The 13,913-nt window shown below is 70.2% G+C and carries 10 protein-coding genes; 7 read left to right on the top strand and 3 right to left on the bottom strand.

What is annotated here, in order from left to right; all coding sequences use genetic code 11:
- The first annotated feature begins 10 nt into the window (after positions 1 to 10).
- The 7 genes from AB0I15_RS09630 to AB0I15_RS09600 all read left to right on the top strand — a co-directional run bounded on the left by AB0I15_RS09630 (position 11) and on the right by AB0I15_RS09600 (position 8,803).
- Positions 11 to 1,513 (top strand): M48 family metallopeptidase, encoded by a 1,503-nt coding sequence (locus AB0I15_RS09630; RefSeq protein ID WP_358092312.1) that lies wholly within the window; start codon positions 11 to 13, stop codon positions 1,511 to 1,513.
- 301 nt (positions 1,514 to 1,814) lie between these two features.
- A complete protein-coding gene (locus AB0I15_RS09625) occupies positions 1,815 to 2,465 on the top strand; it encodes a methyltransferase domain-containing protein (RefSeq protein ID WP_358092310.1) in 651 nt (216 codons plus the stop codon).
- 146 nt (positions 2,466 to 2,611) lie between these two features.
- Positions 2,612 to 4,351 (top strand): DUF4832 domain-containing protein, encoded by a 1,740-nt coding sequence (locus AB0I15_RS09620; RefSeq protein ID WP_358092308.1) that lies wholly within the window; start codon positions 2,612 to 2,614, stop codon positions 4,349 to 4,351.
- A 116-nt stretch (positions 4,352 to 4,467) separates the two neighbouring features.
- On the top strand, positions 4,468 to 5,001 hold the full coding sequence (locus AB0I15_RS09615) for a PadR family transcriptional regulator (protein WP_358092306.1): 534 nt from the start codon (positions 4,468 to 4,470) through the stop codon (positions 4,999 to 5,001).
- On the top strand, positions 4,998 to 5,744 hold the full coding sequence (locus tag AB0I15_RS09610) for an ABC transporter ATP-binding protein (protein ID WP_358092304.1): 747 nt from the start codon (positions 4,998 to 5,000) through the stop codon (positions 5,742 to 5,744). Before AB0I15_RS09615 ends, AB0I15_RS09610 begins: the two co-directional genes overlap by 4 nt.
- A gap of 5 nt (positions 5,745 to 5,749) precedes the next feature.
- Entirely contained in the window at positions 5,750 to 7,540 is a 1,791-nt protein-coding gene (locus tag AB0I15_RS09605; RefSeq protein WP_358092302.1) for an FtsX-like permease family protein, read from the top strand.
- 120 nt (positions 7,541 to 7,660) lie between these two features.
- Positions 7,661 to 8,803, top strand: coding sequence for a hypothetical protein (locus AB0I15_RS09600; RefSeq protein WP_358092300.1), 1,143 nt, complete (start codon positions 7,661 to 7,663; stop codon positions 8,801 to 8,803).
- A gap of 18 nt (positions 8,804 to 8,821) precedes the next feature.
- On the opposite strand, the gene AB0I15_RS09595 is transcribed toward AB0I15_RS09600, so the two are convergent.
- The 3 genes from AB0I15_RS09595 to ppdK form a co-directional block, all read right to left on the bottom strand.
- Positions 8,822 to 9,379 (bottom strand): hypothetical protein, encoded by a 558-nt coding sequence (locus AB0I15_RS09595; protein ID WP_358092298.1) that lies wholly within the window; start codon positions 9,377 to 9,379, stop codon positions 8,822 to 8,824.
- Entirely contained in the window at positions 9,376 to 10,662 is a 1,287-nt protein-coding gene (locus AB0I15_RS09590; RefSeq protein WP_358092296.1) for an ATP-binding protein, read from the bottom strand. The genes AB0I15_RS09595 and AB0I15_RS09590 overlap by 4 nt, the downstream gene beginning before the upstream one ends.
- A gap of 463 nt (positions 10,663 to 11,125) precedes the next feature.
- A complete protein-coding gene (gene ppdK / locus AB0I15_RS09585) occupies positions 11,126 to 13,759 on the bottom strand; it encodes a pyruvate, phosphate dikinase (protein ID WP_358092294.1) in 2,634 nt (877 codons plus the stop codon).
- Positions 13,760 to 13,913: the final 154 nt, after the last annotated feature.

Below are 13,913 nucleotides of genomic sequence, written 5' to 3'. Positions count from 1 at the left end.
CCCTCACCCCATGACGACAGCGTTCCGAGCAGTGCTGGCCTTCGCCCTGCTCGCCGGTTTCTACGTGCTGGTCGGCCTCTTCCTGGTGGCCGCGATCTTCTTCGACGTCCTGCTTCTCGTCGACTTCCACGCCAACACCGTCAAGGCCGCGATCGTGCTCACGCTCATCGCGGCCGCGCTGGTCCGGGCCCTGATCACGGTGAGCCGCCGCCGGGACGGCGAGCAGCCCGGCGTGCCGGTCGGGCGCGAGCACGAGCCGATGCTGTGGCAGACGGTCGAGGAGCTCGCCCAGCGCGTGCGCACGGCCCCGCCGGACGAGATCCGCCTGGTCGCGGAGGTGAACGCGGCCGTCTCGGAGGACACCCGGTTCCTGGGGCTGAAGGCCACGCGGCGGCGGATGTTCATCGGGCTGCCGCTGCTGCAGACGCTCACGGTCGACGAGATGCGCGCGGTGCTCGGGCATGAGCTCGGCCACTACAGCGGCGCGCACACGCGGCTGGGCGCGCCGGTCTACCGGGGGCGGGTCTCGCTCATCGCGACCGTCCAGGGCCTGCGCAACCACCCGTTCATCCAGCGCCTGTTCACCTGGTACGCCAAGCTCTACCTGCGCGTCTCGCAGGGCGTCTCGCGCAAGCAGGAGCTGGAGGCCGACCAGTTCGCCGTCGCGATCGGCGGCCGCCAGGCCATGGGCGGCGCCCTGCGCAAGATCCACTCCACGGCCCTGGGCTGGGAGCTGTACGTCAACAACTACCTCTCCCTGACAGGTGTCGGCGGGGCCCGCCCCGCGACGGTGTTCGGGGGCTTCCACGCGCTGATGAGCGACCCGGAGCGCCAGGCCGAGCTGGCCAAGCTGGGCGAGCAGCCGGAGGAGGTGTCCCCCTACGACTCCCACCCGAGCCTGGCCGAGCGTCTGGCGGCCATCGAGCACCTGCCGGAGCCGGAGCACGTACCGGACCCGCGCTCGGCCCTGACGCTGCTGCTGGACGCGAACGTGGCGGTGCAGGCGGTGGAGCAGTCGATGTGGTCGCCGCAGGCGCTGGCCTCGCTGCGGCCGGTGTCGTGGGAGGAGCTGATCGAGCGGGGCATGTACGCCGGCCGCAACGCCGACGCCCTGCACGACCTGGCGCTGGCGGGCCAGCAGGTGATGGGGGCCTCGCAGCCGTACCTGGACGCCGCCTTCGAGGCGATCGCGCGGGGCCGGCAGGCGGAGCTGGAGGGCAAATTGCTCGAACAGGGCTGGAACCCGTCCGACACGCTGCTGGCCGGGGTGCTGGGTCAGGCGCTGGAGGCGGTGCTGATCCAGCTCGGCGAGGCCAAGTGGACGCTGTCGTGGGCGGGCCCCGCGAAGCTGCTGTTCGACGACGGGGAGGAGGTGGCGTTGTCGGAGTACGCGGCCCAGGTGGCGACCAATCCGGCGGCGGTGGGCGGGCTGCGGCAGTGGCTCGGCGACCACGGGATGCGCCACGACTACGTCCCCGCGATCGAGCCCTCCCCCGCGCCCTCCGCCAGTTGACCGGCCGTTCAGCGGAGGGCGTGGTCCGGGCGGTGCCGCGCCACCCGGTCGCGGGCGGCCCGCACCCGCTCGCCCGACGGCGGGGTGGGAGCGGCGAATTGTGCCTCTATGGCCAACGCGGGCGGCGAGGCGGCAGGACGGCGACGGGAAACGCGCTCGCGCGGTTTCCGCCGACGACCTTGCCGGAGTGCGATCTGTAGCCATACGGTCACCCATAGCGTTCACCTGACGCGGAGGAGGCATTGGTGGGCAGCTATGACAGCTACGCGGCAAGCCTGGTCACCGGCGCCGGGATCACGTGATGCTGCCGCACATCGCCTGGCGGCTCGAGGCCATGATGGCCACCATCGCCGACCAGCGTCCCCCCGCCGCGCGGCCGATCGAGCAGGCCCTGCGGAAGGTCCCGCGCCACTGGTTCGTGCCCCCGGCGGGCCTCGTGCTCCACGACGACGACAGCGGCACGCCGATCGACCGTGACCTGGACCCGCCCGCCTGGTGGGACGCCGTCTACTCCGGGAAGCCGATCGTCACCCGGTTCGACGAGGGGATCGGCGGCACGCGCTACTCCTGCGTCAATCCCGCCCCCGCCCTGGTCGTGGATCTGCTGGAGCTGCTCGACCCGCGCCCCGGCCAGCGGGTGCTGGAGGTGGGGACGGGCAGCGGGTGGCTGACCGCGCTGCTCTGCCGGCTGGTCGGCGAGAGCGGAAGCGTGACGTCCATCGAAGAGGACGCGCAGGTGGCCGAGCGGGCTCGCCGGGATCTCGCGGCGGCGGGGGTGCGGCCGCATCTCATCGTCGGCGGCGGCAGACGCGGATGCCCTGAGCGGGGGCCGTACGATCGGGTGCTGGCGCTGGCCACCGTGCCGGATTCCTGGGTCTCGCAGGCGCGGCCCGGGGCGGTGATCGTGGGCGGATGGGATCGGGCGGCGCGACTCGTCGTTGCTCCAGACTGAGGCCCACATTACCGAGGACTCCCTGAATATTGAAGGGCGACGAGGAGCTTTGGGCGCGTTCCTTGCTTTGGGGCTTGACTTAATTTGCATGGACTCCATGATTAGTCGCAAGTCCGACACTCCCCGCCGGTCTGCCTAGGAGCCCCATGCCAAAGCTCGCACGCGCCCTCACCCTCCTCGCCTTCCTGTGCGCGTCCGTCCTCGTCGCACCCTCGGCGGCGCTGGCCGCCATCACCGGTCCGTCGGCCACCAACACGGCCACGACGGTGACGTACCAGTTCAGCTACACCGGCAGTCCCGCCTACGCGCGCGCGTACGTCGACACCGACCGCAACCCCGCCACCGGCTTCGCCCAGGGCGGCGCCGGAGCCGACTTCTTACTCGAGAACGCCTCCCTCTACCGCCACAACGGCTCCGGCTGGAGCTGGACCCTGGTGGGCACGGTCACCTACTCCGCGTCCGGCGGCACGGCCCGGTGGACGGTGCCGCGGGCGGACCTCGGTGAGACCGCCACGCCGAACGACGCCGACCTCGTCTTCCAGGTCGAGTCCCCGCTGGAGACCTCCGCCAAGCTCACCCATGTCTACAGCGGAGGCGGGGGCGGCGGCGGTTCCGTGACGTACACGCCCACCACCGCGGACATCGCCAACCCCGAGCGCGGCCTCTACCACCACACCGGAGACTGCGACAAGAACGACTTCTCCCTCGCCACCCTTCAGGGCTACCGCACCGGTCAGAACATCTCGCTGGTGATGTGCGTCTTCTACCTCGCCGAGTTCAGGACCACCGCGATCAGCCAGGCCGCGCTGGACCAGTTGCAGCAGCAGCTCGACACCGTACGCGCGGCGGGCCTGAAGATGATCCTGCGCTTCGCGTACACGACCTCCACCGACGGCGCCGACGCCTCCAAGACCCAGGTGCTCGCCCACCTGAACCAGCTCGCGCCCTACCTGAGTGCCAACAAGGACGTCATCTACCTCATGCAGGCCGGGTTCATCGGGGCGTGGGGCGAGTGGTACTACACCCAGAACTTCGGCAACGCCGGCACGGTGACCGCGGCCGACTGGGCCAACAGGAAGGCCGTGGTCGACAAGATCCTCAGCGTCCTGCCCTCGACGCGGATGGTGCAGCTCCGCACGCCGAAGATCAAGCGCACGATGTACACCACCACGCCGGTGACCTCCGGCCAGGCCTACAACGGCTCGGCGGTCGCGCGGCTGGGGCATCACAACGACTGCTTCCTGGCCAGCCCCGACGACTACGGCACGTACGAGAACGCCGCGGTCGAGTATCCGTATCTGCAGTCCGAGACGGCGTACCTGGCGATGGGCGGGGAGACCTGCAACCCCAACCCGCCGCGCTCGGACTGCCCGACGGCCAAGGACGAGCTGTCGCGCTTCCACTATTCCTACCTGAACACCGACTACCACACCGGTGTCCTCGCGGGCTGGAACACCGGCGGCTGCCTCGCCGAGATCACCCGTAGCCTCGGTTACCGCTTCGCCCTCCAGAGCGGCACGTACCCGAGCACGGCGAGCCGCGGCGGCGCGCTGCCGATCAGCATCACCGTCAAGAACGACGGCTACGCCGCCCCCTTCAACCCGCGCGGGGCCGAACTCGTCCTGCGCGACACCTCGACCTCGGCCGTGTACCGCCTCCCCCTCAACGCCGACCCGCGCAGGTGGGCGGCCGGAGCCACGAACACGATCAGCCAGACGCTCACCCTGCCCGCGTCCATCCCCGCCGGAAGCTACGCGCTCCTGCTCAACCTGCCCGACCCGCTGCTCTCGGCCCGCCCCGAGTACGCGATCCGGGTCGCCAACGAGGGCACCTGGGAGGCCGCGACCGGCTTCAACAAGCTCCTGCACACCGTGACCGTGAGCTGACCTCCCTCCTGCGGCCCGGCCCGCCGTCCTCGGACGGCGGGCCGGGCTTTTCCATGCCGGCGTTTGACACCTTTACGGCTAACCGCTATCTATTGGCTAACCGTTAGGGGGATGGAGTGCAGGACGCGGTGCTGGCGATGCTCGCCAAAGAGCCCTCGCACGGGTACGACCTACGCGGCAGGCTGCGGGCGAGCCTCGGCCCGCTCGGCGAGTCGATGAACCCCGGTCAGATCTACGTGACCCTGGCCCGGCTGGAGAAGGCCGGCCTCGTCGTCTGCGAGCCGGCGGCCGGGCTGCCCGATCGGCCGGAGCGCAAGATCTACGAGCTCACCGCGGCCGGGCACCAGCGGGTGATCGCCTGGCTGACCGAGGTGGGCTGGCCGAAACCGGACCTCGCGGAGTTCCATCTCAAGCTCGTCGCGGCGAACGCGACCCGGCTGGCCGACCCGGTCGAGCTGGTGGCGGCGCAGCGCCGCGAGCTGCTGCGCCGCCTGGGTGAGGCACAGCGCGCGGCCCTGGCCGAGCCGGCGGGGTCGGCCGCGGTCGTGCTGCTGGAAGGGGTCGCGCTGCGGCTGCGGGCGGATCTGCAGTGGCTGGACGCCTGCGAGCGGGCCTGGTCCAAGGTCGATGACGAAGCTGAGGATGCGTGAACGTGTTGAGTGCTGTGGTCCGGGTCCGCGGCCTGGTGAAGGAGCATGGTCAAGGGGAGAGCCGGGTCCGCGCGGTCGACGAGGTCGACCTGGAGGTGCCCGAGGGGCAGACGCTGGCCGTGATGGGGCCCAGCGGCTGCGGGAAGTCGACCCTGCTGCACCTGCTGGGCGGCCTGGAGCGGCCCTCCGCCGGGGAGGTGTGGCTGGCCGGACGGCGCGTCGACACGCTGAGCGAGCGGGCTCTGGCACGGTTGCGGCGCCGGTCGCTGGGGTTCGTCTTCCAGGCGTTCCATCTGATGGAGGAGCTTTCGGCGGCCGAGAACGTGGAGCTGCCCGCGCTGCTGGCCGGGCACTCGCGACGGGAGGCCAGGCGGCGCGCGGGCTTCCTGCTGGACCGGGTCGGGCTCACCGGCCGCGCCCGGCACCTGCCTTCTGAGCTGTCCGGCGGGCAACGTCAGCGGGTCGCCATCGCCCGCGCGCTGGCCAACGAGCCGCTGGTCGTCCTGGCCGACGAACCGACCGGGAACCTCGACACCGCGGCGACCCTCGACGTGCTGAGGATCTTCGAGGACCTGCGTTCCGCCGGGCAGACGCTCGTGATCGTCACGCACGACGAGCGGGTGGCGGCCGCCGCGGACCGGCTGGTGTCGATGCGCGACGGGATGTTCGTGGACGACACCCGGCTGGCCGGCACCGGCACCGGCACCGGGTGGCTCGGTGGCCTGATCGGGCTGGAGGGCTGAACGGCATGGGCCGCACCGTACTCATCCTCCGGCTCGTCCTGGCCGACGTCCGCCGGCACCGGGCCCAGGCCGCGATGCTCGTGCTCGCGGTGACGGCGGCCACCACCACCCTGGCCCTCGGCCTGTCCCTGGGCGGGGCGAACCAGACGCTGTACGAGCAGACCCGGGCGGCCACCGCCGGGCCGGACGTGGTCGCCCTCTCCGGCGACTCGGGCCCCGCCGCGACCTCGGCCCTGACCTCACTGGCGAAAGAGCCCGAGATCGTCGCCCACCATGGCCCCTATCGCATCGTCTACGCCACTCTCACCACGCGCGGTTCCACCTCGTCCCCGGTGGTGGTGCAAGGCTTCGGCGAGACGCCCGGCGCGCTCAACCGGCCGCTGCTGACCTCGGGTCAGTGGGTCCGCTCCGGCGGCACGGTCCTCGAACGCGGCTTCGCCACCGCGCTGGGCGCCGGCGTCGGCGACCGCGTCACCATCGCCGGCCGGTCGTACCCCGTCGTCGGGATCGCCGTGACCGCGGCCACCTCCATCTACCCCTGGGCGGCGCAGATCGGGCCGGGCGGTGGTCCCAGCGACTACAGCGGCCTGGCCTGGATGACCCGATCGGATGCGCGGGCGCTGGCGTCGTCCCGGGACCTCCCGGTGAGCACGGCCGTGGACCTCAAGCTGCGTGACCCCGCCAAGGCGGAGTCCTTCCTGGAGGCCCACCGCGTCCCCAGCCTCAGGGTGAACTTCCACACCTGGCAGTTCACGGCCGACCAGGACATGGTCATCCTCAGAAACACCCAGCCGATCCTGGTCATCGGTAGCTGGCTGCTCAGCTTCCTGGCCGTCACCGGCGTGGCGGCGCTGGCCGCGGGACGCGCCGCCGAGCAGACGCGCCGCGCCGGACTGCTCAAGGCCGTCGGCGCCACCCCCGGCCTGATCGCCGCCGTCCTGCTCACCGAGTACCTGGCGCTGGCGCTGCTGGCCGACGCGCTCGGCCTGGCGCTCGCCGGCCTGACCGTACCCGCCATCGCCAGCCCCACCGCCAGCCGGATCGGCGATGCGGCCGGGCTGACCGGCGCCACCGTGGTCGCGACGACCGTCCTCGCCGTGTTCGTGGCGGCGCTGTCCACCCTGCGCCCCACGCTGCGGGCCATGCGCACGGCGACCGTCACGGCGCTGACCGCCACCGCGCACCAGCCCCGTCACCGGCCCTGGCTCACCGCGCTGTCCGCGCTGCTGCCCACGCCGCTGCTGCTCGGGCTGCGGCTGACCGCCCGCCGGCCGCGCCGCGCCCTGCTGCAGACGTGCTCCACCGCCACCACGGTGATCGCGATCGTCGCCCTGCTGGCCCTCAACGTCCAGCCAGAGAGGGGTTACGGCCTGAACGGCTCCTCCGCCCTGCCCAACCTGCGCGGCGAGCACGACCGCCGGCTGCTGCTCGCCGTCACCATCCTGCTCATCGCGCTCGCCATCGTGAACACCATCACGCTCACCTGGACCACCGCCATGGAGGCCCGGGCGAACATGGCCATCGCGCGTACGCTCGGCGCCACCCCCGGGCAGATCACCGCGGGCCTGTCCGTCGCCCAGCTCCTGCCCAGTCTGCCCGGTGCCGTCCTGGGCGTCCCTCTGGGCATCGGCCTGCTCTCGTTCTTCGCCGCCAGGAACGCGGTGGACCCGCCCACCTCCTGGCTGCTCGGCGCCGCGCTCGCGACCCTCCTGGCGACGGCGGCGCTCACCGCCCTGCCCGCACGCCTGGCGGCCCGCCGTCCCGTGGCACGGACCCTCAGCGCCGAAGCGGCCTGACCGCCCGGCTCAGCAGGCGTCGGCGGCGGCCCGCCGCGCTCATCGGACCAGAGCCGCCGGCGGAACCCGGCCCTCGTGGTCCGCCCCGCGACATTCGATCTGACGGAAAGGGAGCACGAAATGGCATTCGCCACCGCCGGTCTCCGGCGATTCATGGTGGACACCGGGGAGCCCCGCGGATGGGTGTCCCCCAGGACAGACCTGGTGATGGCGCTGCTCGGAATCTGGTTCGGGGTCGGGCTGATGATCGACGCCTGGGCGCACGGCAACCTGACGGAGCTGGAGACCTTCTTCACCCCATGGCACGCGGTGTTCTACTCCGGCTTCATCGTGGTCTCCGGGTGGATCATCTGGCAGGTCTGGGGCAACGTACGCGCCGGGCGGCAGGGCCTGGCGGCCGTTCCCACCGGCTATCTCGCCGGGCTGGTGGCGGTTCCGGCGTTCGCCGCCTTCGGGTTCGCCGACATGATGTGGCACACCGTCCTCGGCATCGAGACGGGCATCGACATCTTCTTCAGCCCGTCGCACCTCGGCCTCGTCGTGACGATGCTGCTCATCATCACGACGCCGCTGCGGTCGCTGTGGAACGCCCCCGGCGTCGGCGCCCGACCGTCGCTCGGCCGCCTGCTGCCGGCGCTGATCGGGCTCGCGTTCGCCACCACGCTGGTGTCGTTGTTCCTGACGTACGGCAACGCCCTGCGGTTCCGCCCGGAGGGCATCGTCCAGGCGTTCTCCATGCTGCGGGACTCGGGCCCCGGCCCCGGCACTGGCCCCGGCCCCGCCCCGGGTGCGGGCCCTGGCGCCGGCCCTGGGCCGGTGGCTCCGAGCGCCGACCGGGTGGCCGTCTCGATGGTCGTCACCAACGTCATCATGCTCAGCCCTGTGCTGTTCCTGGCGCGCCGCTGGCTGTTGCCGTTCGGCTCGGTGACCGTCATGTACGCGATCATGGTGCTCATGCCGGGCGCCCAGACGGGGTTCCGCAACGTGCCGATGCTGCTGTCGTTCGTGGCGGCCGGGTTCGTGAGCGACCTGCTGATCCGCCGGCTGCGGCCGTCGGGCGACCGGCGCGCCGCCTACTGGGCCTTCGCCGGGCTGTCGGCGTTCGCCACCTGGTCGCTGTACCTCGGGGTCGCCTCGGTCGCGGGGGGCGGCCTGCCGACCGTGCCCGAGCTGTGGACCGGCGCACCGGTCATCGCCGGACTGATCGGGCTGGCACTCGGAGCACTCCTCCTACCCAACCCACTCCCCACCGAGCGGGTCTGATCCAAGGTGTTGCACGTATCAGTGAGAGCCGCGCGGGCCGCGTGCGACGAGCGGGCGATCGCCGTCCTGCGGCAGGACCACGACGAACCGCCAAGGCCCGTCTTCGACGCACGCCAAGACGATCGACATCGTGGCGTTGAGAGCATCGGCAACGGACCCTGCGCCGTCGGTCAGCTCCTCCACCCTCGCGTGGTTCCTCGTCAGGGTGGTCGATGGACCGTTGATCCACAAGGCGACTTCTGCGCCTTTGGAAAGTGCGGCCAGCAGATCGTCGCGGGCGCGTCCCTGAGCGGCCTCCTGAATCCTGTTGTGCAGGCGTTCCTGCACGCATGGCCGCGTCGGGGCGGCGTCGGCCCGCCGGCGGCAGTCCCGGCATGCCCGGCGGGCCCGAGGATCGAACAGGTGCCGGTAACGGGTGATCTGCTGCTCGGGAATGCCGCACAACGTCCCGCCGTCAACCGCCGCGTGCGCGATGCCGGATACGCCCTTCACTTGGGCCGTACCGAATCGGGCCGGCTCCCGCGCCATGGTAAACGACCACTCATCGCGCGGTACGCACACCATGCGGACGATCATGCCGCGCTCCAGGAGGTGGGGGATGGGGTCCACAGCCGGTCCACGGGCATCACGAAGAGTCTGTCGTCATGTCTGAACGACTGCTGACCGAGATTCAGCAGGACCCCGCCCACGAAGGCGTCGCCAAGGTGGTCGCGTAGCATGCGCAGGCCACGGAAGTCGGCCTCCTCGATCGAGGATTTCGCCTTGACCTCGACACCGATCACCTCACCTTCGCCGGACTCGACGACCAGGTCCACCTCTCGCTGATCACGAGTACGGAAGTGGCCGAACCGCACGACGGATTCGGCCCAGCCCGCCTGCTTGACCAGTTCGTTCACCACGAATGTCTCGACCACTTTGCCGAACTCGGTCAGCGTCGCGGAGTCACGTCGATTCAGCTTGCGCTGGCTGATGCCGAGGAGGTGCGCGGCGAGCCCGCTGTCGATCAGGTGAACCTTCGGCGATCGGCCGACCTTGCCGCTCAGGGTCCGGCTGTAGGCGTCGAGCCGATGCACGAGGAACACCGACTCCAGCAACGAAATGAAATCGCCGACCAGACGCTGCTCGAGGCCCACCTGCTGGGCGATGTCGGCGGCGTTGGCGACGCTCGCCGTGCGCGCGGCAAGGTGACGCAGGATGAGCGGCAGAACGTGCCGCTGCCTGACCTTCCTGATCTCCAGTACGTCCCGGTCGATCACCATGTCCACGAAATCCTTGTACCAGTGACCGCGTTCGGCGTCAGGCAGGTCCAACACCATCGGGAAGCCTCCGGTGAGGATCATGCGCTCGTATTCGGCACGCGTGGTCTTCGAGGGGATCGCCGTCACCAAGGCACCGGGATCGGCGAACATCGCGTCAAGGAACGTCTCTCGATGACCTGTGAGCTCACCCTGAGACAACGGCCACACGGTCATGATGTGCGCGCGCCCGGTGAGCGCCTGACCGAGGCGCGGAAGCGCGCTGTAGCGGGTTGAACCCGTGAGAATGTACCGGCCGGGTCGCAGGTCGACGTTGAGCTCCGCTTTGATGGCGGAGAGGATCTCCGGCACGTGCTGGAACTCGTCGATGCAGACCGGTTCCAGCGGACCACCTGCGAAATGAGTGGGGTCTTCTGCGACCTGCCGGCGTACCGGCGGGCTGTCCAGGTCGATGACCGGAACCTGATGCTTGCGGGCGCAGGTGTTGAGCAGAGTGCTCTTCCCGATCGTCCGAGGGCCCGTGAGGACGATGACCGGCCGTGTGGCGAGGCGCTGGCAGATCACGTCGATCAGATGCCGTGGGACGAGCGCATCTTGATCCATCGGACCCCTCAATATCAGGACTGTCCAGCTAGTTATATCAGAATCGTCCGGAGCAACAGGCGGGAATTGTCCGGACGTTTATGTCAGAATTGTCCGCGCGCCCGGCCAATGTCGGACAGTGGTCAAACGACCGTCCTGCTGTCGCCGGTGCGGCCGCCCGGGGCCAGGATGGATGGCGAACCCCAGGTCAGGATAGTCAGCGAGGCGGGGTTCGGCTGACTGCTGGGAGAGCGCGAGAGGGCTGGGAGCCCTCTGGCCTCGGGGCTCGGGGCGGAGCCGCGAGCCCCGGATGGGCGCGCCCGAGCGGTGGCGAGGACCGCTCGGGGCGGGTGTTCGTCGGCCCACCGTGTAGCCAGGTCACCGTGGGGTTTTCGGGGGTTCCTGGGGGCAGGGTCGAGTCGTCGAATGGCGCGTAGCGCCCCTGGGTGAGGGCCTTGCGTTTTCTTCCGGCGGCAACGCCGGGTCAGCGGGTGTCGGAGTCGGATTCGGCGAGGGCGGCTCGGCCGGCTTCGAGGCGGGCCACCGGGATGCGGAACGGGCTGCAGGAGACGTAGTCCAGGCCCACCTCGTGGCAGAAGTGGACCGAGTCCGGGTCGCCGCCGTGCTCGCCGCAGATGCCCAGGTGCAGGTCCGGCCGGGCCGCCCTGCCCTCCTCCACCGCGATCCGCACCAGGCGGCCCACGCCCTCCCTGTCCAGGGTCTCGAAGGGGGAGACGCCGAAGATGCCGAGGTCCAGGTAGCGGGAGAAGAAGGCGGCCTCCACGTCGTCCCTGGAGAAGCCCCAGGCCATCTGGGTCAGGTCGTTGGTGCCGAACGAGAAGAACTCGGCGGCCTCCGCGATCTGGGCGGCCGTGAGGGCCGCTCGGGGGACCTCGATCATGGTGCCGATCAGGGCCTCCACGCCGGCCTCCGCGAGGATCTTGACGGCGTCCTCCTTGACGGCCTCCAACTCCTGTACGGCCGCCACCAGCGGAATCATGATCTCCGGCCGCGCCCCGGGCACCTCCTTGGCCGCCTGGGCGATGGCCCTGACCTGCATCGTGAACAGGCCAGGGATCACCAGACCGAGGCGTACGCCGCGCAGCCCCAGCATGGGGTTCTGCTCGTGCAGGCGCTTGACCGCCGCCAGCAGCTTGTGGTCCTTGTCCGTGGCCTCGTCCATGGCGGCCTTGACCGACAGGTCCACGATGTCGGGGAGGAATTCGTGCAGGGGCGGGTCGATGAGGCGGATGGTGACAGGGTCGCCGTCCATAGCCTGGAATATCCCGATGAAGTCGGCCTGCTGGAGGGGCTCCAGCGCGTCCAGAGCGGTCTGGCGCTCCTCGTCCGTCGTCGCCAGGACGAGGTCCTCCACCAGTTGACGCCGCTCGCCCAGGAACATGTGCTCCGTACGGCACAGCCCGATGCCCTGCGCGCCGAAGCGGCGGGCCCTGGCCGCGTCTTCCGGGGTGTCGGCGTTGGCCCGCACGCCCAGCCTGCGCATCCCGTCCGCGTGGCGCATGATCCGGTCCACCGCGCGGACGAGGTCGTCGTCCGGCTCGGCGCCCTCGAAGTATTCGACCACGGCCGAGTCCACGACCGGCACCTCGCCGAGGAAGACCTCGCCGGTCGTGCCGTCGATGGAGATGACGTCGCCCTCGGAGACCACCACGCCGCCGGGCGCGGTGAACGTACGCGCGGACGTCGAGACCTCCAGCTCCTCCGCCCCGCACACGCACGTCTTGCCCATCCCGCGCGCCACCACGGCGGCGTGGGAGGTCTTGCCGCCCCGGCTGGTCAGGATGCCCCTGGCGGCGATCATGCCGGCCAGGTCGTCGGGGTTGGTCTCGCGGCGGACGAGGATGACGTCCTCGCCCTGCTCCGCCAGCTCCACCGCCCGCTCCGAGGAGAACACGGCCTTGCCGACCGCCGCGCCCGGGGAGGCGTTCATCCCCTTGGCGATCTTCTTCTTCGAGGCGTCGCCGTCGAAGCGGGGGAACATGAGCTGGGCGAGCTGGTCGCCGGTGACGCGGGTGACGGCCTCGTCGAGCGTGATCAGGCCCTGGTCCACGAGCTGGGTGGCGATGCAGAACGCCGCCGCCGCCGTACGCTTGCCGACCCGCGTCTGCAGCATCCAGAGCTTGCCGCGCTCGATCGTGAACTCGATGTCGCACAGGTCCTTGTAGTGGTTCTCGAGGGTCTCCATGATCCGTACGAGCTGGTCGTAGGAGTTCTTGTCGAGACGCTCCAGATCCTCGAGCGGGATCGTGTTCCGGATGCCGGCCACCACGTCCTCGCCCTGGGCGTTCTGCAGGTAGTCGCCGTAGATGCCCTGCCGACCGGAGCCGGGGTCACGGGTGAAGGCGACGCCGGTGCCGGAGTCGTCGCCGTAGTTGCCGAAGACCATGGCCATGATGTTCACGGCGGTGCCGAGGTCGGCGGGGATGCGTTCCTGGCGGCGGTAGAGGATGGCGCGCGGGGCGTTCCAGGAGTCGAAGACGGCCATGACGGCCAGGCGCATCTGCTCGCGGGGGTCGGTCGGGAAGTCCCTGCCGGTCTGCTCGCGGACGATCCCCTTGTACGTGTCGACCAGCCGCTGCAGCTCGCCCGCGTCGAGATCGGTGTCCTGGCGCCGGCCCTTCAGGTCGTCGAGCGCCTGCTCGAACAGGTCGCCGTCGATCCCCAGCACGGTCTTGCCGAACATCTGGATGAGCCTGCGGTAGGAGTCCCAGGCGAAGCGCTCGTTGCCGCCGGCCTGCTTGGCCAGCCCGTGCACGGACTCGTCGTTCAGCCCGATGTTGAGGACCGTCTCCATCATGCCCGGCATGGAGAACTTCGCCCCCGAGCGCACGCTGACGAGAAGGGGGTCGTCGGCCTGCCCGAGCTTCCTGCCCATCTCGGATTCGAGTGCGTCCAGATGCTCGGCGACCTCCTTGTCGAGGCCGTCCGGCGTGGCGCCTTCCGCCAGATAGTGGCGGCAGGCGTCGGTGGTGATCGTGAATCCAGGGGGAACGGGCAGACCGAGGTTGGTCATTTCGGCGAGGTTCGCACCCTTACCGCCGAGAAGATCTTTGAGATTCCTGTTGCCCTCGGTGAAGTCGTAAACATACTTTCCCACCACTGCTCCAATCAACGCCTCTGTCCCGGACTCTACCGGTGGAATTGATGATGAAACTTCACTCCTCGCTTAAGTCAACGTTTGTGCAGGTAGACGGGGTACCACAGGTCTAATCCAATTATACGGCCGAACAACCGAAAATTGGATTAGACCA

The sequence above is a fragment of the Nonomuraea sp. NPDC050643 genome, assembly GCF_040654715.1.
Taxonomy (GTDB): Bacteria; Actinomycetota; Actinomycetes; order Streptosporangiales; family Streptosporangiaceae; genus Nonomuraea.
The sequence above is the reverse complement of the archived record's forward strand: the minus strand, read 5'-3'. Positions and strand labels throughout refer to the sequence as shown.

What these genes read in the sequence shown, in the direction of transcription:
- AB0I15_RS09605 (WP_358092302.1), top strand. Translation starts at nt 5,750, where the DNA reads ATGGGCCGCACCGTACTCATCCTCCGGCTCGTCCTGGCCGACGTCCGC.
- AB0I15_RS09595 (WP_358092298.1), bottom strand. Translation starts at nt 9,379, where the DNA reads ATGATCGTCCGCATGGTGTGCGTACCGCGCGATGAGTGGTCGTTTACC.
- AB0I15_RS09630 (WP_358092312.1), top strand. Translation starts at nt 11, where the DNA reads ATGACGACAGCGTTCCGAGCAGTGCTGGCCTTCGCCCTGCTCGCCGGT.
- AB0I15_RS09625 (WP_358092310.1), top strand. Translation starts at nt 1,815, where the DNA reads ATGCTGCCGCACATCGCCTGGCGGCTCGAGGCCATGATGGCCACCATC.
- AB0I15_RS09590 (WP_358092296.1), bottom strand. Translation starts at nt 10,662, where the DNA reads ATGGATCAAGATGCGCTCGTCCCACGGCATCTGATCGACGTGATCTGC.
- AB0I15_RS09620 (WP_358092308.1), top strand. Translation starts at nt 2,612, where the DNA reads ATGCCAAAGCTCGCACGCGCCCTCACCCTCCTCGCCTTCCTGTGCGCG.
- AB0I15_RS09600 (WP_358092300.1), top strand. Translation starts at nt 7,661, where the DNA reads ATGGCATTCGCCACCGCCGGTCTCCGGCGATTCATGGTGGACACCGGG.